At 66.2% G+C, this 26,761-nt stretch carries 23 protein-coding genes; 3 read left to right on the plus strand and 20 right to left on the minus strand.

The features are described from left to right. Positions 1–65: 65 nt before the first annotated feature. The 5 genes from dusA to EDC62_RS06770 form a co-directional block, all read right to left on the minus strand. The gene (gene dusA, locus EDC62_RS06750) at positions 66–1,148 is read right to left on the minus strand and encodes a tRNA dihydrouridine(20/20a) synthase DusA (RefSeq protein WP_124221884.1); all 1,083 of its coding nucleotides are present in this window, start codon (positions 1,146–1,148) and stop codon (positions 66–68) included. 14 nt (positions 1,149–1,162) lie between these two features. Beyond that, on the minus strand, positions 1,163–2,527 hold the full coding sequence (locus EDC62_RS06755) for a TIGR03862 family flavoprotein (RefSeq protein WP_124221887.1): 1,365 nt from the start codon (positions 2,525–2,527) through the stop codon (positions 1,163–1,165). Further along, positions 2,524–4,935 carry a YgiQ family radical SAM protein gene (locus EDC62_RS06760; protein ID WP_124221890.1) on the minus strand — a complete coding sequence of 804 codons (2,412 nt, stop codon included), beginning with the start codon at positions 4,933–4,935 and terminating at the stop codon, positions 2,524–2,526. Before EDC62_RS06760 ends, EDC62_RS06755 begins: the two co-directional genes overlap by 4 nt. Positions 4,936–5,212: 277 nt before the next feature. Beyond that, entirely contained in the window at positions 5,213–7,759 is a 2,547-nt protein-coding gene (locus EDC62_RS06765; RefSeq protein ID WP_425469955.1) for a penicillin acylase family protein, read from the minus strand. A 98-nt stretch (positions 7,760–7,857) separates the two neighbouring features. Next, complete coding sequence (locus EDC62_RS06770) at positions 7,858–8,841, minus strand: FHA domain-containing protein (RefSeq protein WP_170159034.1); 984 nt, start codon at positions 8,839–8,841, stop codon at positions 7,858–7,860. Between the two features lie 273 nt (positions 8,842–9,114). Between EDC62_RS06770 and EDC62_RS06775 the strand changes: the two genes are divergently transcribed. Then, positions 9,115–9,360, plus strand: a complete 246-nt coding sequence (locus EDC62_RS06775) for a hypothetical protein (protein ID WP_124221895.1) — start codon at positions 9,115–9,117, stop codon at positions 9,358–9,360. Positions 9,361–9,401: 41 nt separating this feature from the next. Here EDC62_RS06775 and EDC62_RS06780 read toward each other — a convergent pair whose 3' ends face one another. The 5 genes from EDC62_RS06780 to guaB all read right to left on the minus strand — a co-directional run bounded on the left by EDC62_RS06780 (position 9,402) and on the right by guaB (position 15,324). Beyond that, entirely contained in the window at positions 9,402–10,346 is a 945-nt protein-coding gene (locus EDC62_RS06780) for an LD-carboxypeptidase (protein WP_124221897.1), read from the minus strand. Between the two features lie 50 nt (positions 10,347–10,396). Further along, a complete protein-coding gene (gene tadA, locus EDC62_RS06785) occupies positions 10,397–11,794 on the minus strand; it encodes a tRNA adenosine(34) deaminase TadA (RefSeq protein WP_124221900.1) in 1,398 nt (465 codons plus the stop codon). A gap of 84 nt (positions 11,795–11,878) precedes the next feature. After that, positions 11,879–12,115, minus strand: coding sequence for a hypothetical protein (locus EDC62_RS06790; protein WP_124221902.1), 237 nt, complete (start codon positions 12,113–12,115; stop codon positions 11,879–11,881). A gap of 57 nt (positions 12,116–12,172) precedes the next feature. Continuing rightward, positions 12,173–13,792 (minus strand): glutamine-hydrolyzing GMP synthase, encoded by a 1,620-nt coding sequence (gene guaA / locus EDC62_RS06795; RefSeq protein WP_124221905.1) that lies wholly within the window; start codon positions 13,790–13,792, stop codon positions 12,173–12,175. Between the two features lie 62 nt (positions 13,793–13,854). After that, positions 13,855–15,324, minus strand: coding sequence for an IMP dehydrogenase (gene guaB, locus EDC62_RS06800; RefSeq protein ID WP_124221908.1), 1,470 nt, complete (start codon positions 15,322–15,324; stop codon positions 13,855–13,857). 122 nt (positions 15,325–15,446) lie between these two features. Here guaB and EDC62_RS06805 point away from each other — a divergent pair, with 122 nt between their 5' ends. Beyond that, positions 15,447–15,944 carry a DUF4124 domain-containing protein gene (locus EDC62_RS06805; RefSeq protein ID WP_124221910.1) on the plus strand — a complete coding sequence of 166 codons (498 nt, stop codon included), beginning with the start codon at positions 15,447–15,449 and terminating at the stop codon, positions 15,942–15,944. Between the two features lie 52 nt (positions 15,945–15,996). Here EDC62_RS06805 and EDC62_RS06810 read toward each other — a convergent pair whose 3' ends face one another. Together EDC62_RS06810 and EDC62_RS06815 are read right to left on the minus strand one after the other, a co-directional pair. Further along, a complete protein-coding gene (locus tag EDC62_RS06810) occupies positions 15,997–16,320 on the minus strand; it encodes an RnfH family protein (RefSeq protein WP_124221912.1) in 324 nt (107 codons plus the stop codon). An 8-nt stretch (positions 16,321–16,328) separates the two neighbouring features. After that, the gene (locus EDC62_RS06815; RefSeq protein ID WP_124221914.1) at positions 16,329–16,769 is read right to left on the minus strand and encodes a type II toxin-antitoxin system RatA family toxin; all 441 of its coding nucleotides are present in this window, start codon (positions 16,767–16,769) and stop codon (positions 16,329–16,331) included. A 105-nt stretch (positions 16,770–16,874) separates the two neighbouring features. On the opposite strand from EDC62_RS06815, the gene smpB reads away from it, so the two are divergent. After that, positions 16,875–17,354 (plus strand): SsrA-binding protein SmpB, encoded by a 480-nt coding sequence (gene smpB / locus EDC62_RS06820; protein ID WP_124221916.1) that lies wholly within the window; start codon positions 16,875–16,877, stop codon positions 17,352–17,354. Positions 17,355–17,498: 144 nt separating this feature from the next. Here the strand turns inward: smpB and EDC62_RS06825 are convergent, their stop codons facing one another. The 8 genes from EDC62_RS06825 to infB all read right to left on the minus strand — a co-directional run bounded on the left by EDC62_RS06825 (position 17,499) and on the right by infB (position 26,761). Continuing rightward, a complete protein-coding gene (locus EDC62_RS06825; protein WP_124221919.1) occupies positions 17,499–17,687 on the minus strand; it encodes a hypothetical protein in 189 nt (62 codons plus the stop codon). Positions 17,688–17,809: 122 nt separating this feature from the next. Then, complete coding sequence (locus EDC62_RS06830; RefSeq protein WP_124221922.1) at positions 17,810–18,571, minus strand: hypothetical protein; 762 nt, start codon at positions 18,569–18,571, stop codon at positions 17,810–17,812. A 96-nt stretch (positions 18,572–18,667) separates the two neighbouring features. Then, complete coding sequence (locus tag EDC62_RS06835) at positions 18,668–19,768, minus strand: enoyl-CoA hydratase/isomerase family protein (RefSeq protein WP_124221925.1); 1,101 nt, start codon at positions 19,766–19,768, stop codon at positions 18,668–18,670. Then, positions 19,761–20,606 (minus strand): DMT family transporter, encoded by an 846-nt coding sequence (locus tag EDC62_RS06840; RefSeq protein WP_124222043.1) that lies wholly within the window; start codon positions 20,604–20,606, stop codon positions 19,761–19,763. Before EDC62_RS06840 ends, EDC62_RS06835 begins: the two co-directional genes overlap by 8 nt. A 67-nt stretch (positions 20,607–20,673) precedes the next feature. Then, on the minus strand, positions 20,674–22,503 hold the full coding sequence (typA, locus tag EDC62_RS06845; protein WP_124221927.1) for a translational GTPase TypA: 1,830 nt from the start codon (positions 22,501–22,503) through the stop codon (positions 20,674–20,676). A 22-nt stretch (positions 22,504–22,525) separates the two neighbouring features. After that, the gene (gene truB / locus EDC62_RS06850) at positions 22,526–23,491 is read right to left on the minus strand and encodes a tRNA pseudouridine(55) synthase TruB (protein WP_124221930.1); all 966 of its coding nucleotides are present in this window, start codon (positions 23,489–23,491) and stop codon (positions 22,526–22,528) included. Positions 23,492–23,494: 3 nt separating this feature from the next. After that, the gene (rbfA, locus tag EDC62_RS06855) at positions 23,495–23,866 is read right to left on the minus strand and encodes a 30S ribosome-binding factor RbfA (protein ID WP_124221933.1); all 372 of its coding nucleotides are present in this window, start codon (positions 23,864–23,866) and stop codon (positions 23,495–23,497) included. A 24-nt stretch (positions 23,867–23,890) separates the two neighbouring features. Further along, positions 23,891–26,761 (minus strand): translation initiation factor IF-2, encoded by a 2,871-nt coding sequence (gene infB / locus EDC62_RS06860; RefSeq protein WP_124221936.1) that lies wholly within the window; start codon positions 26,759–26,761, stop codon positions 23,891–23,893.

Raw genomic sequence — 26,761 nt, forward strand, 5'->3', positions numbered from 1 at the left:
CAGCCACCGAACACCCTTTTTTTGATAGCGGAAGCCCACCATTTGGCGCTGGGTTCGCCGCAGAATCATCCAAATTCTGTTGCCGGAACGTCGGCCGCCGCCACCCAGGCGCTGCGCGCCAGCGCGAACACTGCGCGCGGCGGCTCGGGCTTGAGCCGGTGGTCACTCCAGATCTGGCGCCAGCGACGCGCGCCGCGCAGGCCGTGGCGCAGACCCAGGATGTGGCGGGCAATCGGGTACCAGGGACAGGCATCGTCCTGCGCTTCGCGCTCCATGTAGGCCACCATGGCCGCTTCCACGTCCTCGCGGCTAAGGGCGAACGGCGAATCACCGAAAAACGCCTCGTCCCAGGTGCTGAGCAGCCAGGGGTTGTGGTAGGCCTCACGGCCGACCATGACACCGTCCACCTGCGCGAGGTGGGCGGCGATCTGCGCGTTGGTGGTGACGCCGCCGTTGAGCACGATGGTGAGCGCGGGAAAGTCGCGCTTGAGCCGGTACACCGCCTCGTAACGCAGCGGCGGCACCTCGCGGTTTTCCTTGGGGCTCAAACCCTGCAGCCAGGCGTTGCGCGCGTGAACGATGAACACGCGGCAGCCGGCCTCACTGACCTGTCCAACGAAATCGCGCACGAAGCCGTAGTCTTCGATGCGATCGATGCCGATGCGATGCTTCACCGTGACCGGGATGTCCACGGCATCGCACATGGCCTTGACCCCGTCGGCCACGAGCGCCGGCTCGGCCATGAGGCAGGCGCCGAAGGCCCCGCGCTGCACCCGCTCGCTGGGGCAGCCGCAGTTGAGGTTGATTTCGTCATAGCCCCAGTCCTGCCCGAGCTTGGCCGCAGCCGCAAGCTCGGCCGGCTCGCTGCCCCCGAGCTGCAGGGCCACCGGGTGTTCCTCGGCGTGAAAGCGCAAATGCCGGCGGTGGCTCCCATGCATCAGCGCGCCAGTGGTCACCATCTCGGTGTACAACCGGGTGTGGCGGGTGAGCAGGCGGTGGAAATAGCGGCAGTGCCGGTCCGTCCAGTCGAGCATGGGCGCCACACTGAGGCGCCAGGGGTTGTATGGCGCGGCCGCCAAGGATGCGGCGCCAGCGAATAGAGATGGCGGGGGCGCCGACGGCGCGCAATCAGGACTCGGCTCGGACATGGCGTAATTGTCGTTCAGCCCGCGGCGCGGCCGCCTCGCGCGCGCAGTGCGCGCACGCCCTGCCCCGCCGCGCGGCCGGTGGCAAAGCAAGCGGTGAGCAGGTAGCCGCCGGTGGGCGCTTCCCAGTCGAGCATTTCGCCGGCGCAGAACACGCCGGGGTGGCTGCGCAGCATCAGAGCGTCGTCGAGGGCCTCGAAGCGCACGCCGCCGGCGGTGCTGATGGCTTCTTCGATCGGCCGCGGCGCATTGAGAATCACAGGCAGGGCCTGGATCGCCTGCGCGAGCGCGTCCGGGTCGTGTAGGACCGATGGCGTGCAGAGCTCGTAGAGCAAAGCGGTCTTCACGCCGTCGAGACCAAGCCGGCTTTTGAGGTGGCTGGAGAGGCTGCGCGAGCCGCGCGGGTGAGCCACTTCGGCACGCACGCGCTCAGGCGGCCAATCGGGCAGCAGGTTCAGGTGGAACGTGACCTGGCCCTGGGTTTCGATGGTGTCGCGCAACCAGGCGGACGCTGCGTAGACCAGGCTGCCCTCCACGCCGTGCGCAGTCAGCACGAACTCGCCCTTGCGCTCGAACACCGCGCCGTCCGGCGCAGCCAAGCGCAGCGCCACCGACTTGAGCGGTGCGCCCGCAAAGCGCTCGCGCAGATGGGCTGACCAGCCCTGGCCGTCGCGGCCGGCGGCGTCGAAGCCGCAATTGGCGCTGCGCAGCGGCGCCACGGGCACGCCGTGCGCCTGCAGCCACGCCACCCATGCGCCGTCCGAGCCCAGGCGCGGCCAGCTTGCCCCGCCGAGCGCCAGTACCACCTGCGCGGCGCGCACCGACTCGAGGCCCTGCGGGCCATCGAATTCGAGCCTCCAGCCCCCGAGCGGCGCGGGTGTGAGCCCGCCGAGCCAACGGCGTCGCATGTGAAACTGCACCGGCACGCCGCCCGGCCCGGGGTGCCGCAGCCGATGCAGCCACGCGCGCAGCAGCGGCGCGGCCTTGAAGTCCACCGGAAACACACGCTGTGAACTGCCAACGAAGGTCTCCACCCCCAGGCCGCGCGCCCAGTCGCGCAAAGCCTCGGGCCCAAATGCGCGCAGCAGCGGTTCGAGCGCCGCGCGGCGCGTGCCGTATCGACCCAGGAACGCCTCGATCGGCTCGGCATGGGTGAGGTTGAGGCCGCCTTTGCCAGCGAGCAAAAACTTGCGCCCGACCGAGGGCATTGCATCGAACACATGCGCCGCGGTGCCCGCCGCACCGAGCACCTCGGCGGCCATGAGCCCAGCCGGCCCGGCGCCGACGACGGCCACGTCCACATACCGTGGCGCGGTTTCGCGTTCGACCGGGGTGGGCGCGGGCACGCCCGATGTCCGCGGAAAGGTCGCCTCGATGCTCATCGACCCCGACGCGCCGTTGCACGGGGGGCCTGGCGCGGTGCGGAGGGGCTCGGCGGGCGCGCTGCACCGTGCTCGCGCGGCGGCAGACCCGTGTGTTGGGTGAGCAGCCGCCCGCGCGGGGGGCGTTGGGCAGCGCTGGCTTTGGCGCGCTCAGCCGACGGGACGGCCGCACCGCCTGGCGATCGCTTGCCCGAGGCGCCCGCCTTGCCAGGCACGTCCAGCGGCTGCCAGGTCGGCACGAGGTGATGCTTGCCGTTGCCGATGAGGTCGGCGCGACCCATGGCTTTGAGCGCTTCGCGCAGCAGCGGCCAGTTGGCCGGGTCGTGGTAGCGCAGAAAGGCTTTGTGTAGCCGGCGGCGGCGCTCGCCGCGGACCACGTCCACCGCCTCGTCAGGCTGTTCGACCTCGCGGTGGATCTTGCGCAAGGTGTTGCGCCCGGTGTGGTACATCGCGGTGGCGGTGGCCATGGGGCTGGGGTAGAAGGTCTGCACCTGGTCGGCGCGAAAACCGTTTTTCTTGAGCCAGAGCGCGAGGTTCATCATGTCCTCGTCGCGGGTGCCGGGGTGCGCGGCGATGAAGTACGGGATGAGGTACTGCTTCTTGCCCGCCTCGGCGCTGGCTTTCTCGAACATCGCCTTGAAGCGGTCATAGGTGCCGATGCCGGGCTTCATCATCTTCGACAGCGGCCCGGCCTCGGTGTGCTCAGGCGCGATCTTGAGGTAGCCGCCGACATGGTGGGTGACGAGTTCCTTGACGTACTCGGGGCTTTGCACCGCCAGGTCGTAGCGCAGACCCGAGCCGATGAGGATCTTCTTCACGCCCTTCAAGGCGCGGGCGCGGCGGTAGAGGCGGATGAGCGCGCTGTGGTCGGTGGTGAGGTTCGGGCAGATGCCGGGGTAGACGCAGCTGGGCTTGCGGCAGGCGGCCTCGATCTCGGGGCTCTTGCAACCAAGGCGGTACATGTTGGCGGTGGGGCCGCCGAGGTCGGAGATGGTGCCGGTGTAGCCCTGAACCTTGTCGCGGATGTCCTCGATTTCGGCCAGGATGGAGTCTTCGCTGCGGCTTTGGATGATGCGGCCTTCATGCTCGGTGATGGAGCAAAAGGTGCAGCCGCCGAAACAGCCGCGCATGATGTTGACCGAGAAGCGGATCATCTCCCAGGCCGGAATCTTGGTACGGCCGTCATGGCGGCCGTGCTCGTCGGCATACGCGGGGTGAGGGCTGCGCGCATACGGCAGGCCAAACACCCAGTCCATCTCGGCAGTGGTGAGCGGAATCGGCGGCGGGTTGATCCAGACGTCGCGCGCGGTGGTGCCTTCGCCGTGTGCCTGTACCAGCGCGCGGGCATTGCCGGGGTTGGTCTCCAGATGCAGCACGCGGTTGGCATGGGCATAGAGCACGGGGTCGGCCTTGACCTGCTCGTAACTCGGCAGGCGGATGACGGTGCGCTCGCGCGGGATGCGCGCACGGCCCGACGCACGGCTCGGCGGCACGAAATGCAGGGTCTGGCCAGATGTTTGTGGATTTTTTTCGACGTTTGCCGGCGTGTTTCGGGAGTCGACTGCTATGGTTTTTGCATCGTCGCGGCTGCAGCCGGCGCCCTGGCTCGCGGCCTGCTCGGCGGTGGTTTGGTACGGGTTGAGGTGGGCGTCGACCGGGCCGGGGGTGTCGACCTCGGTGGAGTCGATTTCGAGCCAGCCCTCGGGGCTCGTGCGGCGCACGAAGGCGGTGCCGCGCACGTCGGTGATTTCATGCACCGGCACGCGCGCGGCAATGCGGTGCGCGACCTCCACCAACGCGCGCTCGGCATTGCCATAGAGCAGGATGTCGCATTTGCTGTCCACCACAATGGAGCGGCGCACCTTGTCGCTCCAATAGTCGTAATGCGCGATACGCCGCAGACTGCCCTCGATGCCGCCGAGCACGATGGGCACGTCGGGATAGGCCTCGCGGCAGCGCTGGCTGTAGACGATGGCCGCGCGGTCGGGGCGCTTGCCGCCGACGTCGCCGGGGGTATAAGCGTCGTCGCTGCGGATTTTCCGATCCGCCGTGTAGCGGTTGATCATCGAATCCATGTTGCCCGCCGTCACGCCCCAAAACAGATTAGGCTTGCCCAGCGCCTTGAAGGGTTCGGCGCTGGTCCAATCGGGCTGGGCGATGATGCCGACCCGAAACCCCTGCGCCTCGAGCACACGGCCGATCACGGCCATGCCGAAGCTCGGGTGGTCCACATAGGCGTCGCCGGTGACCAGGATGACGTCGCAACTGTCCCAGCCCAGACGGTCCATCTCCTCGCGGCTCATGGGCAAAAACGGCGCCGTGCCAAAGCGCGCCGCCCAATATTTGCGGTAGCTGGTGAGCGGCTTGGCAGCGCGCGGGAAAAAGGAGACGTCGGCGTAGGCGTTCATGGCGCGGGCTTTAGGGCAACCTGACAGTGTACGCGGAGCACGCCACACTCTGCTCATGCGGGGGCTTGCTCGTCCCGCGCGAGCAGCCGCTTCGCGGGGCTGGCTCAGAGGCTGGGAGGGAATTGGGCGTGCCCGAAGGGGCGCCCCAAAACGCGCCCGAGTAGGCGCAAAGCACAGCCGTAGCTCGGGCTACGGCGCGCATTTGCAACGCCCTCTGGCGTGTTTTGGGGCGTCAAAGCGGGCATGACCAATTCCCTCTCAGCCTCTCAGCGGTGCCCTACGGCTCGAGGGTCAGCGTGTGGGCCTTGCGCGTGGCGTCGCGCTGCAGCGGACGGTATTGCACGGCAGCCCATTCCTCCCGCATGTCGCGGTACCGGTCGGAGAACACCAGCCCGCTCTGGCCGGTCTGATAGATGAAGCGCGACTGCTCCGGGTCGGAAAGGTCATGCAGCAGCCGCAGCGAGGCCGCGTGCCGGTTGGCGAACGGGTTCTGAGCGTCGTTGGGCCAGTATTGACCCACGTTGACTGTGAAGTTATCGCCCCCGGTCGGCACGCGCACGTCGAAGAAGCGCGCCAGCGCCGGCACGTTGCCCAAAGGCCGGTGCACGCTCAGCGCTTCGTGGATGCGGCCCCATTGCCACTGCGCAACCTCGTCGCCGAGCATCGAGCGCAAGCGCTCGAGCGCCCGATCGAAGGCTGCGAGCGCCACCGCGTCGCAGCCGCTGGCACCACACCAATACGCATCCTTGCGGACAAGCATCCCCTCCACGCCGCTGCGGAAATGCCGCTTGCCGTACAGCGCCTCGAGCTTGTCGGTGCCGATGCGCGGCTCGATCAACGCGCGGGTGAGTTCGTCGGCCCACACCGCGTGTATGGCTGGCGCGGCGCGATCGGCGGCCATGACGCCGTCAAAGCCTTCAAGGGCGCGGCGCGCGGCTGCGGCCAAGGGGTGCTTGGAAGCGGCGGCGGCGCGCTCGAGCCAAGGAAAGATCTTGATCGCTGCGGCCGAGTGCTGGTCGGCCTGGATCGCGCGCAGGCTTTCGAGGTCGTGCTTGGGGCGCGCCGAGAGCAACTCGGCGATGCGTTTGGCGCGATAGGGCTCGTGCCAGTCCTGCCCCATGAAGTAGGGATAGCCCTCGGGGGTGATGCGCTCGTTGGCGGTGGCGATCCAGCCGCGCGCGGCGGTCTGCGCGGGGTTGTCCTGGGGCGTTTGGGCAAAACCGATCCAGCCCGACCAGTCGTACCGCGCTTCCCAACCCGGGCTGGGGGCGACGCCGCGGATGTCGTTGTCGGGCCGGCGCAGCGGCGCGCGACCGATGGCCTTGTAGCCGATCCGGCCCTCGGTGTCGGCGAACACCGCGTTTTGCATCGGCGAATGCCAGTTCGAGAACGCCTGCAGCAGTTCGGGCACGTTGCGTGCCCGGTTGGATGCGAGGCCCGCGACGACGGTGTGGTTGTCGGCATCGAGCGCGCTCCAGCGCAGCGCCACCGCGTAGCGACTGCGGTCGATCAGGCGCTCATACGCGTCCTGAGCGTCGCTCAGCACCGGGCCGTGGCGGGTTTCGCGCAGCGTCACGACGACATCGGGCTTGCCCTTGACCTTGAACACCTCGCGCCGCTCGGTGAAGTCGGCCCAGCCGCTGGGCGTGCGGTATTGATGCGGGTTGTCGGGGTTGATCTGCTCGAGGTAGAGGTCTTGCACGTCGGGGCCCGTGTTGGTCACCCCCCAGGCCACGCCGGCCGTGCGCCCAATGACGACGAAAGGCAGCCCCGGAAAGGTGGCGCCGATCGCATCGACCCCGGCAATGACCGAGCCATCGGGGCGGCGGCTTTCGGGGGCGCGCAGATGCGCGAAGTACCAGATGGCTGGCGCCGAGAGTCCCAAGTGCGGGTCGTTCGCGAGCAGCGGCTTGCCGCTGGCGCTGTGGCTGCCCGCAACCACCCAGTTGTTGCTGCCCTTGCCCTCGAGCGTGCCGGCGTCGCGCACAAAGGCCTGCGCCCAGGCGGCGAGCGACGCAGCCTCCCCTGCGGGCTCGGCTGCGCCCATTTTTGAAGAAAAACCCGCCGATGCCGGCGTGAAATGGCCTTTTTTTGCTACTTTTTCAGGAGTTTCTTGCGACTTCCGGTAGACCCCGAGCCGCTGGTACAGCGCCGCGAGGTCGACCACCGTGGCAGGCTTTTCGCCCTCGTAGGCGGGCATGAGCTCCCACAGCCGCTGCGTGGGCAGTCTTTCGAGCAGCGACAGGCGCGCGAATTCGTTGCCCCAGTTTCCGCCCAGGTCCAGCGCCATCATCAAGGCCCAGCCCACGCTGTCCTCGGGCGTCCAGCGTCCGGGCGCCACGCCAAGCACGCGGAACTCGGGTTGCAGCGGCACCCCCGGCTGCGCATGGTAGGCATTGATGCCCTCGGCATACGCGGCCAGCGCCTCCCGCGCCTCGGCGGGCAGGCCCGCATACTGCGCCTGCGCCGCGCGCATGATGCCCAGCCCGCGCAGCAGCCGGTCCGTCGGCAACGTCGCCTCACCCAGGATTTCGGAGAGTTCACCGTGCATCACCCGGCGGTTGAATTCGAGCTGCCAGCCACGCTCCTGGGCATGGACCCAACCGAGCGCACGCCAGGCATCGGGCGCGCTGCGGGCCTCGATGTGCGTGACATCCGATGCGTCGCGCCAAACTTCCACCGGCGCCTGCAACCCGTGCAGAGGTGCCCGGCCATCGAGCAGCGGCAGGCTGCGCTGCACCCCAACCGCAAAAACCGCCAAGCCCAAGACCACCAGTGCTCCGAGCCCGACGCCCAGACGAACCATCCAACGACGCATCGCCATGCCCTCCTACCGAATGTTGGATTGTGCGCGAAGGCAGCGCTCTGCCCGCCACCTACTCCGCGGCCACGCGCGGTGGCGAACACGGATTCAGCGTGCCCTCAGCTCTGGCGCTTGAGCATCATGGTTCCGTCGTGGACGGCGAAGGTCACGACCACCGCGGTGAAGTCGCTGAACGGCGCGCCGAGCGCAAGCTCACCCGAACCGACCAGCACGCACTCGTTGCGGCGCAGCGCGATTTCGTTGCCCTCGTTGCCCAGGCGCACCCAGGTTCCATAGGAACTCAAATCGGTCAGCACGAATTGATTTTCGACCCAGTCGATCCGCGCATGCTGGCGCGACACCCTCAGGTCGTTGATCGGGAAATCCACGTCGCGCGCCCGACCGATGAACACCGGGCAGGCGCTGGCCGCGCAGGACAAGTGCTGATTCATCCAGTCGAGGTCGATGCGGCTCATGGCGCGCGCGAGCTCGAAGGCCACATCTTCGGGCGCAAGCGTCGCAGGCAGCGTCTGCATCGCCGTGACCTCGCCCGTGTTCCAGTCGACCCGGCTCACTTCCTTCGGTGTCGAGAAGCCGCGTAGCGGAATATGCCCGAGCGAGCGCACGCGCAGCTCGGGGTCGCCCGAAATCATGCCCGCCAGTGCGTCGTTGACCCAGATTTCACCGCCTGCAGCCAGATCGCACAGCCGGGCAGCGAGATTCACCGCCTCGCCGAACCAGTCGCCCTCTTGCTCGACCGCGGGCCCCAGCGCCGCTGCCGCGCGCAGCTGCAGCACGAACTTGGCCGGCAGGCGTTGGGCGCGGCTTTGATGCTCGCGCTGCAGGGCAACCATGGCGGCAACGGCAGCGGCCGGGTCCGAAAAAACCGCGAGCAAGCCGTCGCCCAAAGTCTTGACGATGCGCCCGCCGTGCGCCTTGAACACTTCGGCCATCAGGCGCGTCAGGCGCATGACGGCCTCGGTGGCGCGGCTGTCGCCCAGCGTCTCGAACAAGGCGGTGCTGCGCGTGATGTCCGCGAACACGACGGTTTGCATCGATGTGCCCGCGGGGCTGGAGAGGCTCGATTCCAAGGGAGACGACATAAGTGAACCAATCATCAGCGAAAACGCATGGAAGAACGCTGACAACTCCTGCGGGCTCCGGCACTTCTGCGCTCGGCCGTTGCGCCATCACAACGTTTGGCTTGCTCTGGGAACGCGACGGGCGTAGGGTGAACGTCCCCTCCGACGGAGCGCGCCATGCGACTCAAAAAGCCGGCACTGACTTTCGGTTTCTCCCATTGGTTCCACATCCCATGGCGCCGTGGAGCGAAGCCGTCTCTGAACAACGCTGGCCTCGAACCCATACGGGATGCCTTGCGGTCGGCCCTGGGACACGACGACGGACCGCTGGCGAGCCAACTGCGGCACCGCATCGATGGGGCCCCAACAGCCGAAGCCCTGTGGTTTCTGCGCGGTGACGTGATGCTTTGCCTGGCCCAGCGCCTGGGTGAGCGCGCCGCGCGGGAGCAGATTCGAGCCCTGGACCGGGTTTTTCAGGGGCGATATCCCGAGTTCTGGGGCAGCCAGCCGCCCGAGCCGTCTGCCGTCCGCATGCACTGACGCTTTCGAAGCCCCTCACCGCCGCACCAGCGGAATCCGGGTCAGACGTGGCCCCAGACCAGCAGCGCATCGCGCCCGTCGAGCGCCAGATCGACCTTCGCCCCCACCGGCAACAATACCTTCGTCGGCACGTGCCCAAACGGCAAGCCGGTGAGCACCGGGATGTCGACCAGGCTGCGCAGGCGCTGCACGACGGTCTTCATCGAAAACCCACGATCGGCCGGCGTGAGTCGGTATTGGGTGAAGCTGCCGAGCAGCAGCGCCTTTTGGCGGCCCAGTACCCCGGCGTGTAAGAGTTGCGTGAGCATCCGTTCGATGCGAAATGGATGCTCGTTCACATCCTCGAGAAACAACACGCCGCCGCGCACCTCGGGCCACCAGGGCGTGCCGAGCAGCGACACCAGCATCGACAGATTTCCCCCCCAAAGCGTCGCCCCATGCACCGCGCGGGTGCGCAGCCGATCGAGCCCCGGGTCCGCCACGGCGGCGCCAGCACCGCGCTCGGCGCTCAGGCGCCAGCCCGTCCCCTCGCCCTGCTCCAGCAGCAGATCGTCGAAGCACGCGGCCATGATCTCGTCGGGTTCGGACTCGCTGCCGAAGTCGTCGGTCAAACCCGGTCCGGCCCAACTCGATGCGCCCGTGCGGGCGAGCAAGCCAAGCTGCAAGGCGGTGAAGTCGCTGTGACCGACGAAACGAAGGCCGCGTTCCACCGCCTTCGCCATGGCCTTCCAGGGCAGGTCCGGCAGGATGCGGGTCAGGCCGTAGCCACCGCGCGACATCAAGGCCACATCGGCGCCACTGGCCGCCGCGCGCGCCACGGCAGCGACGCGCGTCGGGTCGTCACCCGCGAAACGCTGATACCGGTCCAGCGCGGCCGGATCGACCTCCACCTGATGTCCCAGGGCCTCGAGGCGGCGCACGCCCCGACGAAAGGCGGCGCGGTCGCGCACCGCACCCGAAGGCGAAAAAACGTAAATATGGCTCATGGACTCAGGGCTGGGTGGACGGATCGGCAGATGTACGAGCCGCCCAATCTTCAGTCGCTGCGGCTCGCTTGCCCGAAGTGTGCCACCGCCGCGCGCGCAAGCGCCGCGCCCGCCTCGGGCACGAAGTGCCCCACATCCGGCAAGCGCAAAGGATCTGGGCAGCCAACAAGGTCGCTGCGCAGCCGTTCCATGACGGCCTCCCCGAACACCGGGTCCTGGAGGCCGACCGCCATGAAACTGCGTCCGCGCCACTGGCTGCGCCAAAACGCCTGGGCAGCGCGGCAAAGGTCCGCCCCTTCGTCGTGCGGCGCTTCGGGCACGCGTTGCGGAAACGCGCGCAGGGCGGCGCGATAGCCCCGGTCGGGAAACGGCGCATCGAAAGCGGCGCACTCAGCTTCCGACAAACCACGCACCGAGCGCGCCATCAGCCGGCTCACCGCATAGTCGGGGTGCTTCACGCACCACGCACGCCAGGCGAGAAAGCCGTCACTCAAAGGCCGCTCGCCCGTGGCGAGCAGGGTGTTCATCGCGAAGAGCCCGTGGTAGCGCTCGGGCGACGCCATCGGCAGCGTCAGCCCGAGCAAACCGCCCCAATCCTGCACGGTCAACACCACGCGCTGCAAGTTCAGACGCTCGACGAGTTCGAGCAACACCTGCCGGTGCCAACCAAAGCGGTGCGCGGCTTCTTTCTTGGGCTTGTCGCTCTTGCCAAAGCCGATGAGGTCGGGCGCGACCACCCGGTGCCCCGCGGCCCGGAACACCGGAATGAAATGCCGCCAGAGGTAGCTCCAGGTCGGGTTGCCGTGCAGGCAGAGCCAGGTAAGCGGCGCGTCACGCGGCCCTTCGTCGAGGTAATGCAGGCGCAGCCCGGCCAAGGCGGGCAGATCGCTCACGTAGTGCGGCGCCCAGGGGTAGCCCGGCAGGTCGGCAAAGCGATCTTCGGGCGTGCGCAAGGCATCGTCGCGCAGCGGTGTGGCGGCCAGACGCTGCGCGGCCCGCCGCTCGGCAAAGAAGCCACGCAGCAGCGCGCCGCAGGCATCGGCCAGCACGCCACCTTGCACCGCGGTCTGGTGGTTGAGCCGCGGCTCGGCAAACAGGTTCAGCACCGAGCCCGCCGCGCCGGTCTTGGGGTCAGCCGCACCAAACACCACGCGGGCGAGCCGCGCATGCAGCATCGCACCGGCGCACATGGCGCAGGGCTCCAGCGTGACATAGAGCGTGCAGCCGTCGAGCCGATAGTTCCCGAGCCGCGCCGCCCCTTCCCGAAGCGCCACCATCTCGGCATGCGCGCTCGGGTCATGCGTGCCCACCGGCCGGTTCGCTCCCCGCGCGATCACCTCGCCGCCGCGCACCAACACCGCACCCACAGGGACCTCGCCAGCCGCGGCGGCGCGCCGCGCCTCCTCAAGCGCCAGCCGCATGAACGCGTCGTCGTCAGCGGAGCTCATCGCGCTTCATTTTCAATAGCAGAGAATGACCATCTCACGCTGGCACTCCGCGAAAAAACCCCGAAATTGTGGCCTCTCAGCCTCTCACTGCCCTTCCGGCATCGGCCGAGGCTGCTGCATCAGGCTCTCGACCTGCTGGCGCACCTGCTGCTGGGTTTGCCGCGCCTGTTCACGCACAGTCACCGCCGACGACGCATCGCTCGCCGGAGCGACCACGGCCGCAGGCACCACCCGATCGTGCGCCGCCAGCTGCTTCTTCACCACCAAGCCCAGCACCGCCAGCGCGACCAAGACGCCGACGAGCTCGAAGATGCCTTTCATCGTTCCTCCTACTTTTTGCGAGACTCGCTCACCGAGGAACCGCTGCCGGTCTGCGACTCACTCCCACTCAATCGTCGCCGGCGGCTTGCTGGAGACGTCGTAGACGACGCGGTTGATGCCGCGCACTTCGTTGATGATGCGGCTGCTCACCTTCTTGAGCAAGCTGTAGGGCAGCTCAGCCCAGTCGGCGGTCATGAAGTCGCTGGTTTGCACCGCGCGCAGGGCCACGACGTAGTCGTAGGTGCGGCCGTCGCCCATGACGCCCACGCTCTTGACGGGCAGGAACACGGCAAAGGCCTGGCTGGTCAGTTCGTACCAGGTCTTGCCGGAGTTGGGCTCGACGGTGGAGCGCAGCTCCTCGATGAAGATGGCGTCGGCGCGGCGCAGCAGGTCGGCGTATTCTTTTTTGACTTCACCCAGGATGCGCACGCCCAGCCCCGGACCCGGGAAGGGGTGGCGATAGACCATGTCGTGCGGCAGCCCCAGGGCGAGGCCGAGTTCGCGCACCTCGTCCTTGAACAGGTCGCGCAGCGGCTCGAGCAGTTTGAGCCCAAGCTGCTCGGGCAGGCCGCCCACGTTGTGGTGGCTCTTGATGGTGACGGCTTTCTTGCTTTTGGCGCCGCCCGATTCGATGACGTCCGGGTAAATCGTGCCCTGGGCGAGGAAGGTCGCGCCTTTGTGGCCATTGCCGCCGGCCTTGAGCTTTGCCGCCTCGGCCTTGAACACATCGACGAACAACCCGCCGATGATCTTGCGCTTTTGCTCGGGGTCGCTCACACCGGCCAGGCGGCTGAGGAAGAGTTCACTCGCGTCCACACGGATGACCTTGGCATGGAGCTTGCCCGCGAACATCTCCATCACCATGTCGCCCTCATTGAGCCGCAGCAACCCGTGGTCGACGAACACGCAGGTGAGTTGGTCGCCGATGGCGCGGTGGATCAGGGCCGCGGCAACCGAGGAATCCACGCCGCCCGAGAGGCCAAGGATGACCTCTTCGTCCCCCACCTGTTGGCGGATCGCTTCGACCGCCTCGGCCACGTGGTCGTGCATCACCCAATCGGGCTCGGCGCCGCAGATCTCCAGCACGAAGCGCTCCAGAATCGCGCGCCCCTGCACGGTGTGGGTGACCTCGGGGTGGAACTGCACCGCATAGAAGCGCCGCGCCTCGTCGGCCATGCCCGCGATGGGGCAGCTCTCCGTGCTGGCCATGAGCTTGAAGCCCGGCGGCAGCTGCGTCACCTTGTCGCCGTGACTCATCCAGACTTTCAGCATGCCGTGGCCTTCGGGCGTGGTGAAGTCGGCAATGCCCTTGAGCAGCGCGGTATGGCCACGCGCACGGACTTCGGCATAGCCGAATTCGCGCTGGTGGCCGCCCTCGACCACCCCGCCAAGCTGCTGCGCCATGGTCTGCATGCCGTAGCAAATGCCGAGCACCGGCACGCCCAGCTCAAACACCGCCTGCGGCGCGCGGTCGGTCGATTCCTCATACGCGCTGGCATGGCTGCCCGAGAGGATCACGCCCTTGAGCTTGCCATCGGCGGCATACGCGCGCACCCATTCGTCGCTCACGTCGCAGGGGTGAACTTCGCAATAAACGTGCATCTCGCGCACGCGCCGCGCGATGAGCTGCGTGACCTGGGAGCCGAAGTCGAGGATGAGGATTTTCGAGTGCTGCATGACGACGTGCCTGAAAAAGAAAAAAGGGCCGCCTGCGGCAGCCCGATTGGGGTGGAGTGCGCTCAGTCCGCGCGGTAGTTGGGCGCTTCCTTGGTGATCTGCACGTCGTGGACGTGGCTCTCACGTATGCCCGCCGCCGTGATTTGGACGAACTCGGCGCGCTGCTGCATCTCTTCGATCGTCGCGCAGCCGCAATAGCCCATGGCTGCGCGCAGGCCACCCGCCATCTGGAAGATGATGGCGACGACCGAGCCCTTGTAGGGCACGCGGCCTTCGATGCCTTCGGGCACGAGCTTGTCGGCGTTGGGGTTGCCCGTGCTCGACTCCTGGAAGTAGCGGTCGGCGCTGCCCTGTTGCATGGCGCCGATCGACCCCATGCCGCGGTAGCTCTTGTAGCTGCGGCCCTGGTACAAGATGACCTCGCCGGGCGCCTCCTCGGTGCCAGCGAACATGCCGCCCATCATGACGGTGCTCGCGCCCGCGGCGATGGCCTTGGCAATGTCGCCGCTGTAGCGCACGCCGCCGTCGGCAATCAAGGGCACGCCCGTGCCGTGCAGGGCCGAGGCCACGTTGTCGATGGCGGTGATCTGCGGAACCCCGACGCCTGCGACGATGCGCGTGGTGCAGATCGAGCCCGGGCCGATGCCAACCTTGACCGCATCCGCCCCGGCCTCGACCAGCGCACGCGCGGCTGCACCCGTGGCGATGTTGCCGCCGATCACCTCGACCTGCGGATAGTTCTGCTTCACCCAGCGCACGCGATCGATCACGCCCTTGCTGTGACCGTGCGCGGTATCGACAACGATTGCGTCCACACCCGCCTTCACCAGAAGCTCCACGCGCTCCTCGGTGCCCGCGCCGACACCGACCGCCGCACCCACGCGCAGTCGCCCGGCGGAATCGCGCGCGGCGTTCGGGAAGTTGAGCTGCTTGGTGATGTCCTTGACGGTGATGAGGCCCTTGAGCTCGAATGTATCGTTGACGACCAGCAGGCGCTCGAGCTTGTGCTTGTTCAACAGCGCCTTGGCCTCTTCGGGCGTGGTGCCCTCAGGCACGGTGATGAGGCGCTCGCGGGGCGTCATGATTTCGCGCACCGGCACATCCATGCGGGTTTCGAAGCGCAGGTCGCGCCCGGTGACGATGCCGACCACCTTGCCGTCCTGAACCACGGGGAAGCCCGAGACGCCCAGCTCGTCGGACAACTGCATGACCTGGCGCACCGAAGTGTCCGGGCTGATCACCACCGGGTCGCGCAACACGCCCGACTCATAGCGCTTGACCTTGGCGACGTGCGCCGCCTGCTCCTGCGGCGTCAGGTTCTTGTGCACGATGCCAATACCACCCTCTTGGGCGATGGCGATGGCCAGACGCGCTTCCGTCACAGTGTCCATCGCAGCGGACACGAGCGGCAGGTTGAGCCGGATGTTGCGGGTGAAGGCGGTCGCCAGCGAAGTGTCTTTCGGTAGGACCGAGGAAAACGCGGGGACCAGAAGAACGTCGTCGAAAGTGAGCGCTTTTCCCAAGAGGCGCATAGATGAGCTCCAAAAAGCGGATTGTATCCGTCCACCCCCAGCCGCAGACACCAGCCGCAGACCGTTCGACGCGTCCCGCGACGTGCACCACGCGGGCCGTTCCATCGCTACACTTGATCCTCATGAAGCTCAAGAACCTGGCCTGGCTCATCGCCATCGGAATTTCATGTGCCCCGGCCTTCGGCCAATGGCAGTGGCTCGACGCGAGCGGCCGCAAGGTCTACAGCGACCGGCCGCCGCCGGCAGAGGTGCCGGAAAAGAACATCCTGCGACGGCCAGGCCAAGTGCGCCCCACGAGCGAGGCTACGGAGCCCCCTGCCCCTGCATCGGCCGGCACCAAGCCCGCGGGTGGTGCCGCTGCGGCGGCTGAGGATCCACTCGAGAAAAAGAAGAAGGAAGCCGAGGCCGCCGAGGCGGCGAAGAAAAAGGCGGAAGAGGAAAAGCAGCGTCAGCTCAAAGCCGACAACTGTAAGCGGGCCAAGGCCGCCAAGGCTGCGCTGACTTCGGGCATGCGCATGGCGCGGATCAATGACAAGGGCGAACGCGAAATCCTCGACGACGCGGCACGCGCCGCCGAACTCAAGCGCATCGACGAGGCCATTTTGGCCAACTGCGAGTAAGGACGACGCTGAGCCGGCCCCTGCTGCACCGCGGACGGCTGCGGGCCAGGTTTCAGTTTTTCTTCGGGGCCTTGGCGTGGGCGAAGAGGCCCGCCGTGCGCATGCCCTGCGCGCGAAAACGCTCGCGCCGGGCGACCTTCGGGTCGACCTTGAGCGGGCGACACACTTCGACCCGATCCCCTTCGCGCAGGCGCTGCGTGGGCTGTGCCCGCTGGCCCCAGACCGCAACCGTGCAAGCCCCCAAGTCCAGCGTGGGGAAGGCATCGAGCAAACCGCTCGCGGCAAGCGCTTCGCGCACCGTCGCGCCTGAATCCAGATCCAATTCCCGCAGCCAAAGCTGCCGTGGCGCGTGGGAATGAACGACCGTGATGCGCATCGTGGGCCTCAGCCGTAAATTTGCTCCGCCCGCCGCACAAAGGCGTCGACCAGGCTCGATGCGATCTTGTCAAAGACCGGCCCCACGACGCTCGCAAGCGCACGGTTGTCGAAGCCGTACTCCAGACGCAATTCGACGCGACAGGCGCGTTGAGTCCCATCGCCCACCGGCAAAAAATGCCAGACGCCATCGAGCTTGGAAAACGGCCCCGAAACCAGCTGCATCGACACGCTGCGGTCGGGCTCGTGGCGATTGCGCGTGACAAAGACCTGGCGCACCCCACCAAAACCAATACCGACCTCCGCGACCATGCTGGTTTCGTCGCGTTCGAGCACGCGCGCGTGGTCGCACCACGGCAAAAACTGCGGATAACGTTCCACATCGGTCACCAGCGCAAACATTTCTGCCGGGCTGTACCAGATGAGGACGGACTTGTGGACGTTTTTCATAGAATGCGCGACTCGGTGCCGATTGTAGGCACCGCACAGCGCGGACAGCCGCCCTCGCCTCGCCTGCGGGCCGAGGCCGCCCGCCCGCACGATCCGCCTTCCCTCATGGCCACCTCCAAAAACACTGCATCCAACACCCGCATCGCCGAGAACAAAAAGGCGGCCTTCAACTACTTCATCGAAGAGCGCTTCGAGGCGGGCATGGTGCTCGAGGGCTGGGAGGTCAAAGCCCTGCGCGCGGGCAAAGTGCAGCTCACCGATGGCTATGTGGTCATCCGCAACGGCGAGCTGTTTCTGATCGGCTGCCAAATCACCCCTTTGAGGACCGCCTCCACCCACGTCACCGCAGACCCGACCCGCACCCGCAAGCTGCTGCTGCACAAGGATGAAATCCGGCGCCTCGTCGGCAAGGTCGAGCAGAAGGGCTACACCCTCGTCCCGCTGAACCTGCACTGGAAGAACGGCCGCGTGAAATGCGAAATCGGTCTGGCCAAAGGCAAGGCCGAGCACGACAAGCGCGACACCATCAAGGAGCGCGAGGGCAAGCGCGAGGTGGAGCGAGCGATGAAGTCGCGCCACCGGTAATTTTTTGCTGGCGCGGGAATAAAACCCACTCAGCGCGTGTTCATGAGAGGACAGCCCTGCTGTCATTCGATCCCCCCACCAACCGGAGTCGCTCATGAAACACCTTTACGCCACCGCCACCCTCACCCTTGCCCTGCTCTCAGCCTAAATCCGGCAGTTGGGCGCGCCCGGGCAGGTCGTCATCGGGCGCGCGGGCAAGGCGCAAACCACAGCCATGGCGGGTGTCATGGCGAGGATTTGCAACGCCGCCCCCGCGCCCGAGGGCGACTCGAACGGGTGCGCAGCGCTCACCCAAACGGTGAACGGCCTCCGTGCCGAAAACTGTTCAAACATCAACACCTTGCATTCAGCGAAAAGCGGTCAACTGCCGGATTTAGGATCAAGGCTGCCCCAGCCAGCATACTCACGAAACGAACACTCATCGAATTACCTCCTTTAAAAATCAGTTGAAAAAATCAGGGCTTTTCCAATCGCTCCAGCAGCTTGTAAGCCAGTGCAACGGACAGGGAAATGTCATCTACCGGACGGGCTTTCTTGGCAGCCATCACGACCAAAAGCGCTCCGGGAAGCACCAAGGCACCCACGGTGATCCAGGGGATGCCAAAGACGAATGTGGAAATGGCCGTGGCGATGCCGACGCCGGTTCCAGTGGCCACCAGGACGCCAGCAATGACCATCAAAGCGCCCACACCACCCAGGCCTGTGGTGGACAGCAGTTCATAGATTTGCCGGTAGTTACGTGAATCGCCTGTCAGCAGGTCATGCATGGCTTTCAGGGTGGATGCAATGTCCGCTTTGTGGGTGTCGCCGTACAGGTCAAGACACCGTTTGCCCCAGACGGCTACCACGCCCAGGGCTTGGTTCTTGAGGTCTTTGCCTTTAGCCTCCAGCAGGGTCAGGCGGTCCAGGTTGATGTTCAGCTCATCCCGTAACACCTGTGCAGCGGGCAAGCTAGCATCTTCCTGACGGATGTAGTGTTGGGTGCCTGCCTCGTAGGTGAAGGCCGCCTTGGATGTGCCCACTACCTCGTTGACGGTGGCCAGAAAGTCTTTGCCGAATGCCTGCTTCAGGGCTTCTATGGCAGTGGCTCCGCTGGCCATGGCTGTGGCGGCCTGTTCCAGGCGTTTAGAGCCATCCTTGCGGCTTCCCAAGGCTTGGATCAACCTTTCGGCAGCAGGCTTGCCGAACAGTGTTGCCAGTGACAGTACGAGTGACAAGGTCCTTCCTTTCGTTTTAATCGCATGGATCTTCCGGGACTTGACGCCTAGGCAGCTGCAGGCCGGATGCGCGCGCGAAGCTGGGTCAGCCCGACCTCAAGCCAGCGTGCGCAAGGGATGCGCCCATGCGGGCCACGGGCTGATGAAGAACGGGGCGACCATCTCGGGAGTGATGTCTTCGATCCGGGCCGGATTCCAGCGCGGGTTGTGGTCTTTGTCGATGGCGAGGGCGCGCACACCTTCGACGGTTTCGCTCGTCGCGCCGCGGCGCCCAAGGTGGGCCATGTCGAAGCAGTGGCGCACCAGGTCGCGTTCCATGCGCAGGTCGTCGGCCAGGCCCATCGAGCGCGCGCGGCGGATTTGTTCGAGCACGACATGCAGCATCAGCGGCGAACGCTTGCGCAGCACGGCGGCCGTCTCCTGCGCCCAGGCGTCGCTGGTGGCGGCTTCGAGCGCATGCACGATCTGGGGCAGCGTTTCCAAGCCGAAATAGGCATTGATTTTCGGCAACGCCAGCGTGAAACGGTCGGTGTTTGCTACAAAAAACGTACGAATCCAATGCTCGACGGCCGCGCCGGACTCAAACGGCGTGTGCTGTAGCGTGTCCCACAACACCTCCAGCCGCGCGGCTTCCATGCAGCCATCGGCCAAGGCGGCGTAGACCGCGTCGCTGCCACTGAGTGTCTGGCCGGTCAGCGCCAGATATTCGCCGAGATGTCCCGGGCAACGGCTGAGGAAGTAGCCGCCGCCGACATCGGGAAACAAGCCGATCTGCGTCTCGGGCATGGCCATGCGGGTGCGCTGCGTGGTCACGCGCAGGCTCGCGCCCTGGCTGATGCCCATGCCGCCACCCATGACCACGCCGTCCATCAGCGCGATATACGGCTTGGGATAGGTGTGGATGAGGTGGTTGAGGCTGTACTCCTCGGTAAAGAAGTCCTCGAGCCGCGGATCGCCCTCCAAGGCCGCGCGGTGGAAGAAGCGGATGTCGCCGCCGGCGCAAAAGGCCCCGAACGGCCCGTCTTTTCCCATGCCACGAACCGCGACGGCCAGCACCGCCGGATCGCTGCGCCACTCGAGCAAAGCGCCCGTGAGCGCGCGGATCATCTCCAGCGACAAGGCGTTGAGCGCCTTGGGCCGGTTGAGCGTGATGCAGCCAACGCGGCCACGCAGTTCGAGCAGCACTTCTTCAGGCACGGTTTTGCCTCCATCCGAACCATTCGTTGAACAACAGCGCGCTGATGACGAGCGCGCCACCGGTGAGCACCTCCGCCCCGGGGCGTTCGCCCGCGCCGAGCCAGGCCAGCAGAATGCCGAAGATCACCTCCAGCAGACCCAGCAGTGCCACCTCGGGTGCCATGAGCGCGCGGGTGCAAACCACGGCGAGCGACGACGGAATCGCCAGTTGGAACAGACCCAGCGCCGCGAGCAGCGTCAGATCATGCGCGCTGGCCTGAAACGGCCAGGCCAATGGCAGCGTGACCAGGCTCGAAACCACCGCGCCGATGAGCACCGCGGGGATCAAATCGACCTCCTGCCCCTGTGCGTGCGCATGCTGCGTCAGCGTCCAATTGGCCGCCCCCGAGAGTGGCACGAGCAGCGCCACCAGCGTACCCCAGAAGTTCGCGCCTTGCGCGAGCCGGGTCCCGTACATGGTGGCAATACCGAGGCCCGCCACGACAATGGCAAGCCAGGTGCGCACGGGCAGCCGGTGGCCAATGAAAACACGCGAGGCAAGCGCCGTGAACAATGGGGCGAGCGCCATGGTCACGAGGACATTGGCCACGGTCGTGAGCGTGATGGCGAGCATGAAAAACGTAAACATGCCCGCCCAGCACAGGCCCGACAGCCACAAGGCCCAACCGCCCTTGCGCATGCGCGCATACACGCCCCTGCCCTGCGTGAGCGGCAGCAGCACCAGGAGGCTGAGCACGGTGAAAAAGCTGCGCCAGAAGGTCACCTCCCAGCTGCGCGCCTGCTCCAGATGGCGCGTCACCACGCCGGCGGTCGACCAAAGCAGCGTCACCAGCACCATCAGCGCCACGGCCTGCGCGTGGCTGAGGCCGGCGCCTCGTGCGGCGCTCGCAGAGCCTTCGGCGGACTCAGGCTCCTTCGCGGCTGGCGCGTTTGCGTTCATGTTCCTTGAGGTAACGCTTGCGCAGTCGGATGCTCTTGGGTGTGATCTCGACCAGCTCATCGTCGTCGATGAACTCGACGCCGTATTCCAACGTGAGCTCGATCGGCGGGGTGATCTTGATCGCGTCCTCCTTGCCGCTGACCCGGAAGTTGGTGAGCTGCTTGGTGCGCGTCGCGTTGACGACCAGATCGTTCTCGCGGTTGTGGATGCCGACGATCATGCCTTCATAAACCGGGTCGCCGGCCTTCACGAACATACGGCCGCGATCGTCGAGTTTGCCGAGCGCGTAGGTGAAGATTTCGCCGTCGTCCATCGAGATCAGCACACCGTTTTTCCGCCCGCCGATCTCCCCCTTGTGCGGCTCGTAGCGGTCGAAGATGTTCGAGATCAGCCCACTGCCACGTGTGAGGTTGAGGAACTCATTCGAGAAACCAATCAGGCCGCGCGCCGGGATGCGGTACTCGAGCCGCACGCGCCCTCGGCCGTCGGGCTCCATGTTGATGAGTTCGCCTTTGCGCTCGCCCAGCGCCTGCATCACGCCCCCCTGGTGCTGCTCCTCGATGTCCACCGTCACGAGCTCGATCGGCTCGCATTTGACGCCGTCGATCTCCTTGAACACCACGCGCGGCTTGGACACGGCGAGTTCGTAGCCTTCGCGCCGCATGTTCTCGAGCAAAATGGTCAGGTGCAGCTCCCCGCGGCCCGAGACTTCGAACACGCCCTCTTCGTCCGTCTCGCGCACGCGCAGCGCGACGTTGGATTGCAGCTCCTTCTGCAGACGGTCCCAGAGTTGGCGGCTGGTGACGAACTTGCCCTCGCGCCCGGCCAGCGGGCTGGTGTTGACGCAGAAATTCATCGTCAGCGTGGGCTCATCGACCCGCAACATCGGCAGCGGCGCGGGACGCTCGGGGTCGGTAATGGTCACGCCGATGCCCAGATCGGCGATGCCGTTGACGAGCACGATGTCACCTGGCCCGGCTTCGGTGACCTGGATGCGGTCCAGCCCTTGGAAGGTCAAGACCTGGTTGATGCGGCCCTTGAAGCTACGTCCGTCGGGCCCCTCCATTACCAACACATCCATGCCCGGCCGCACGGTGCCGGCGTTGATGCGACCCACGCCGATGCGGCCGACGAAGCTGTTGTAGTCGAGCGCCGAAATCTGCAGCTGCAGCGGCGCCTGCGGGTCACCCTCGTGGGCCGGAACATGCTTCAAGATCGTGTCGAACAGCGCCGACATATCTGGCCCCCACTGCTCGCCGGGCTCGCCCTCTTCGAGCGAAGACCAGCCGTTGATGCCCGAGGCATAAACCACCGGGAAATCGAGCTGCTCGTCGGTCGCCCCGAGCTTGTCGAACAGGTCGAACGCCGCGTTGATGACGCGGTCGCAATTGGCGCCAGGCTTGTCAACCTTGTTGACCACGACGATGGGCTTGAGCCCCAATGCCAGCGCTTTTTTGGTGACGAAGCGCGTCTGCGGCATCGGCCCTTCCTGCGCGTCGATCAGCAGCACCACGCCGTCGACCATGGACAGCGCGCGCTCGACCTCACCGCCAAAGTCCGCGTGGCCGGGCGTGTCGACGATGTTGATGTGGGTGCCTTTCCAGCTCACGGCGCAGTTCTTCGCCAGGATGGTGATGCCGCGCTCGCGCTCTAGGGCGTTGTTGTCCATCACCGTGTCGACGACCTTCTCGTGCTCGGCAAAGGTGCCCGACTGGCGCAGCAATTGGTCGACCATGGTGGTTTTGCCGTGGTCCACGTGCGCGATGATCGCGATGTTTCGAATCTGTCTCGTCATGCCATTTCCTCTGCCCTAGGGCTCAATCGCCCGCAGGCGTTTCCAAAATTTCCAAAATCTGTTCAATTTCGACCGGGCTCAAAAGCCGCCGCGGAATCAGCTCCCCGCCGCGAACCTCACCCGTGCCCAGCAGCGCGCGCGGCTGGCTCCCGTAGACCGCCACCAAGGGCGCGTCCGGCCACGCGCCCCGCCGACGCATCCCGCTCAGAAAACGCCCCGCATCCTCGCTGGAAAGCACGACTGGGGGACAGCCTGAGAGCAGATCCTCCACCGGCCGAAGCAAGCCCAGCCGCTCGTCTTCCGCGCAGGTCTCGATCTGCTCCAGGGTCAGCGCTGCATCGAGGGCGAACGGTCCCGTGGCCACCCGCCGCAGCGCCGTCAGGTGGGCGCCACAGCCGAGCGCCTCGCCGATGTCCTCGGCCAAGGTACGGATGTAGGTTCCCTTGCTGCATTTGACTCTGATTTCTATAGCATCAAAGCCTTGATTTGCGCCGGCATCCAGCCATTGAAGCTCGAAAATCGTGACCGGGCGTGCCTCGCGCTCGACGGCGACTCCCTCGCGGGCATATTCATACAGCGCCCGCCCATCGTGCTTGAGTGCGCTGTGCATCGGCGGCACCTGCAGAATCGGCCCCGTAAACTGGGCAAGAACGCGGTGGATGTCATCGGCATCGTGCACGATCGGGCGCACGCGAACGACTTCGCCTTCCGCGTCTCCGGTCGTCGTCTGGACCCCTAAGCGCAAGCGCGCGTGATAAGTCTTGTCGGCATCGAGATGAAGCTGGCTGAACTTCGTTGCCGCGCCGAAACACACCGGCAGCACCCCGGAAGCCAGCGGATCCAAGGTGCCGGTATGGCCCGCCTTCTCGGCCCGAAGCAGCCACTTCACCCGCTGCAGCGCATCATTGCTCGACAGGCCCAGCGGCTTGTCGAGCAGCAGCACCCCATGCACCGGGCGCCGCGGCACCCGAGTGCGCGAACGCGGCATGTGTTACCCCTCGTCCTTCGCACGCGAAGCAACGGCCTTGGAAATCAACGCGTTCATGTCGGCCGCGCGCTCCGGTGTGCGGTCGTACACGAAATGCAGCGTGGGCACCGTGTGGATGTGCAGCCGCTTGAAGAGCAAGGAACGCAGATAGCCAGCCGCCGCGTTGAGCCCTTCGGCGCTCGCTTCGGCGTCGCCGGTCAGCACGCTGAAGTACACCTTGGCATGGGCGTAATCGGGCGTCACTTCCACCGATTGGATGGTGACAAAGCCCACCCGCGGATCCTTGACTTCGCGCGGAATCAGCTCGGCCAGATCCCGCTGGATCTGGTCGGCCACGCGGTAGCCTCGATTGGGGGTGGTGGACTTCCTTTTCATCTCAAAACCAGCGACAGGCGCCAATCACAGCGTCCGAGCGACTTCCTTGACATCGAAGAACTCGAGCTGGTCGCCTTCCTTGATGTCGTTGTAGTTCTTCAGCTTGATCCCGCACTCGAAGCCCTCGCGAACCTCGCGCACATCGTCCTTGAGGCGCTTGAGCGACTCGATCTCGCCGGTATAGATCACCACGTTGTCGCGCAGCAGGCGGAAGTGGGCATTGCGATGCACCATGCCCGACGTGACCAGACAGCCCGCCACCGTGCCGATCTTCGAAGCCACGAAAACCGTGCGGATCTCTGCCGTCCCGATCACCTCTTCACGACGCTCCGGCGCCAGCATGCCCGACATCGCCACCTTCAAATCGTCGACGGCGTCGTAAATGATGCTGTAGTAACGAATCTCGACGCCGCTGTTTTCGGCGAGCTTGCGGGCGTTGGCATCGGCGCGGGTGTTGAAACCAATGATGATCGCCTTCGATGCAATCGCCAGGTTCACGTCCGACTCGCTGATGCCGCCCACACCCGCGTAGACGAGCTGAATCTTCACCTCGTCGGTCGAGAGCTTCAACAGAGCCTGGGACAGCGCCTCTTGCGAGCCCTGAACATCCGCCTTGATGATGATCGGAAGCGTCTTGACCTCGCCCGCCGCCATGTTCGCAAACATGTTTTCGAGCTTCGCGGCCTGCTGCTGTGCCAGCTTGGTGTTGCGGAACTTCCCGGCGCGATAGGTGGCGATTTCGCGCGCCCGACGTTCGTCGGACATGACGATGAACTCGTCGCCTGCCTGCGGCACCTCGGTCAAGCCCTGCACCTCGGCCGGAATCGACGGCCCCGCGGACTTGATCGGCTTGCCATTCTCATCGAGCATGGCACGCACCCGTCCATAGGTCTGCCCAGCCAGAACCACATCCCCGACCTTGAGCGTGCCGGACTGCACCAGCACGGTCGCCAGGGGGCCGCGGCCTTTGTCGAGACGCGCTTCGATCACGATGCCCTTGGCCATCGCATCGACCGGCGCCTTGAGCTCGAGTACTTCGGCCTGCAACAGCACCTGTTCGAGCAACTCATCGATGCCCTGGCCGGTCTTGGCAGATACGGGTACGAACGGCGAGTCGCCTCCAAACTCTTCGGGCACGACCTCTTCCACGACCAGCTCGTTCTTGACCCGCTCGGGGTTCGCGTCGGGCTTATCGATCTTGTTGATCGCCACCACGATGGGCACGCCGGCCGCTTTCGCGTGCTTGATCGCCTCGCGGGTTTGCGGCATCACGCCGTCGTCCGCTGCGACGACCAGAATCACGATGTCGGTCGCCTTCGCCCCGCGGGCCCGCATGGCCGTGAAAGCCTCGTGACCCGGCGTATCCAGGAAGGTGATCACCCCACGCGGCGTCTCGACGTGATACGCGCCAATGTGCTGCGTGATCCCCCCGGCCTCGCCGGCAGCCACTTTGGAGCGGCGGATGTAGTCCAGCAAAGACGTCTTGCCGTGGTCGACGTGACCCATCACGGTCACCACCGGTGGGCGCGGCAAGGCCTCGGCCTGCTGCTGTGCGCCTTCCTCGTCGATGAATGCTTCCGGGTCATCGAGCGCCGCAACGACCGCCTTGTGGCCCATCTCCTCGACCACGATCATGGCCGTGTCCTGGTCCAGCGGCTGGTTGATGGTGGCCATCTGGCCGAGCTTCATCAACTGCTTGATGACCTCCGACGCCTTCACCGCCATCTTGTGCGCCAGCTCGGCGACGGTGATCGTCTCGGGCACATGAACCTCGAGCACCCGTTGCTCGCTGGTTTGCATCGACGCATTCGAACCATCCTGACGATCGCGCTCGCCGCGCCGACCGCCGCCCTTGGGGCCGCCGCGCCAACTGCCACGACCGACACCCCCGGAAGTGTCGCCTCGCGTGGGCAAGGCCTTCTTCTTGCCAGGCTCTCCGGCCCAGCTCGACGAAAGCTTGGCCGATTTCACCTCTTTGTTCGCACCACCACCGGCAGGTGCTGCACCCGTACGGGCCGCGGTCGCGCCTGCAGCGGCGGCCGGCTTGTGTAGCGTACCCTTGAGCCCCGCATCAGCTGCTTTGGCCGCCGGCTTGGTCTCTTCGGGCTTTTTGGCGACCAGAACCTTCTTCGGGGCGTTCATCATGGCCCGAATGGCCTCGGCCTCCGCCAAGGCCTTGGCACGCCGCTCATTGAGCTCGCGCAGGCGCGCCGCTTCCTCTTCGGCGCGGGCCGCCGCTTCGGCTGCGGCCTTGGCCTGAGCCTCGGCGCGCGCCGCCGCCTCCGCCTTGGCGCGGTCTTCCTGTTCACGAACCTGATCGTTGTCCGGTTTCGAGGCCGAGGCAGCTTTCGTCTGGGCTGCCGCTTCGGCAGCCGCTTGCCGAGCCGCCTCGCGTTCGGCCTCGGCGGCGCGCTCGCGTGCCTCCTGCTCTTCACGCTGGCGGCGTCGCTCCGCGAGCTCCTCCTCCTGGCGACGCATCAGCTCCGCCTGCTGGCGGGCTTCCTGTTCGCGGCGCGCCAGCTCGGCGTCGTCGGCCTCGGGCGCCACGGCGGAGACGGGCTCTGGCGCGGGCGCAGGCGCGGGTGCTGCAAGCTCCTCGTCACGCTTGACGAACGTGCGCTTCTTGCGAACCTCGACCTGGATGGTGCGGGCGCGACCGCTGGCGTCGGCCTGCTTGATTTCGCTGGTGGATCGCTTGGTCAGCGTGATCTTCTTGCGCTCGCCGGCGGTGCCATGGACGGACTGCAGGTAACCCAGCAGCTTGACCTTGTCCGCTTCCGTGAGCGCATCCGAAGCCGATTGTTTGGACACACCGGCCGCACGCAACTGCTCGAGCAGCGTTTCGGTCGATTTCTTGAGTTCAGCAGCGAACTCGGCAACGGTGGTACTGGACAT

Source organism: Tibeticola sediminis (assembly GCF_003843835.1).
Taxonomy (GTDB): domain Bacteria; phylum Pseudomonadota; class Gammaproteobacteria; order Burkholderiales; family Burkholderiaceae_C; genus Tibeticola; species Tibeticola sediminis.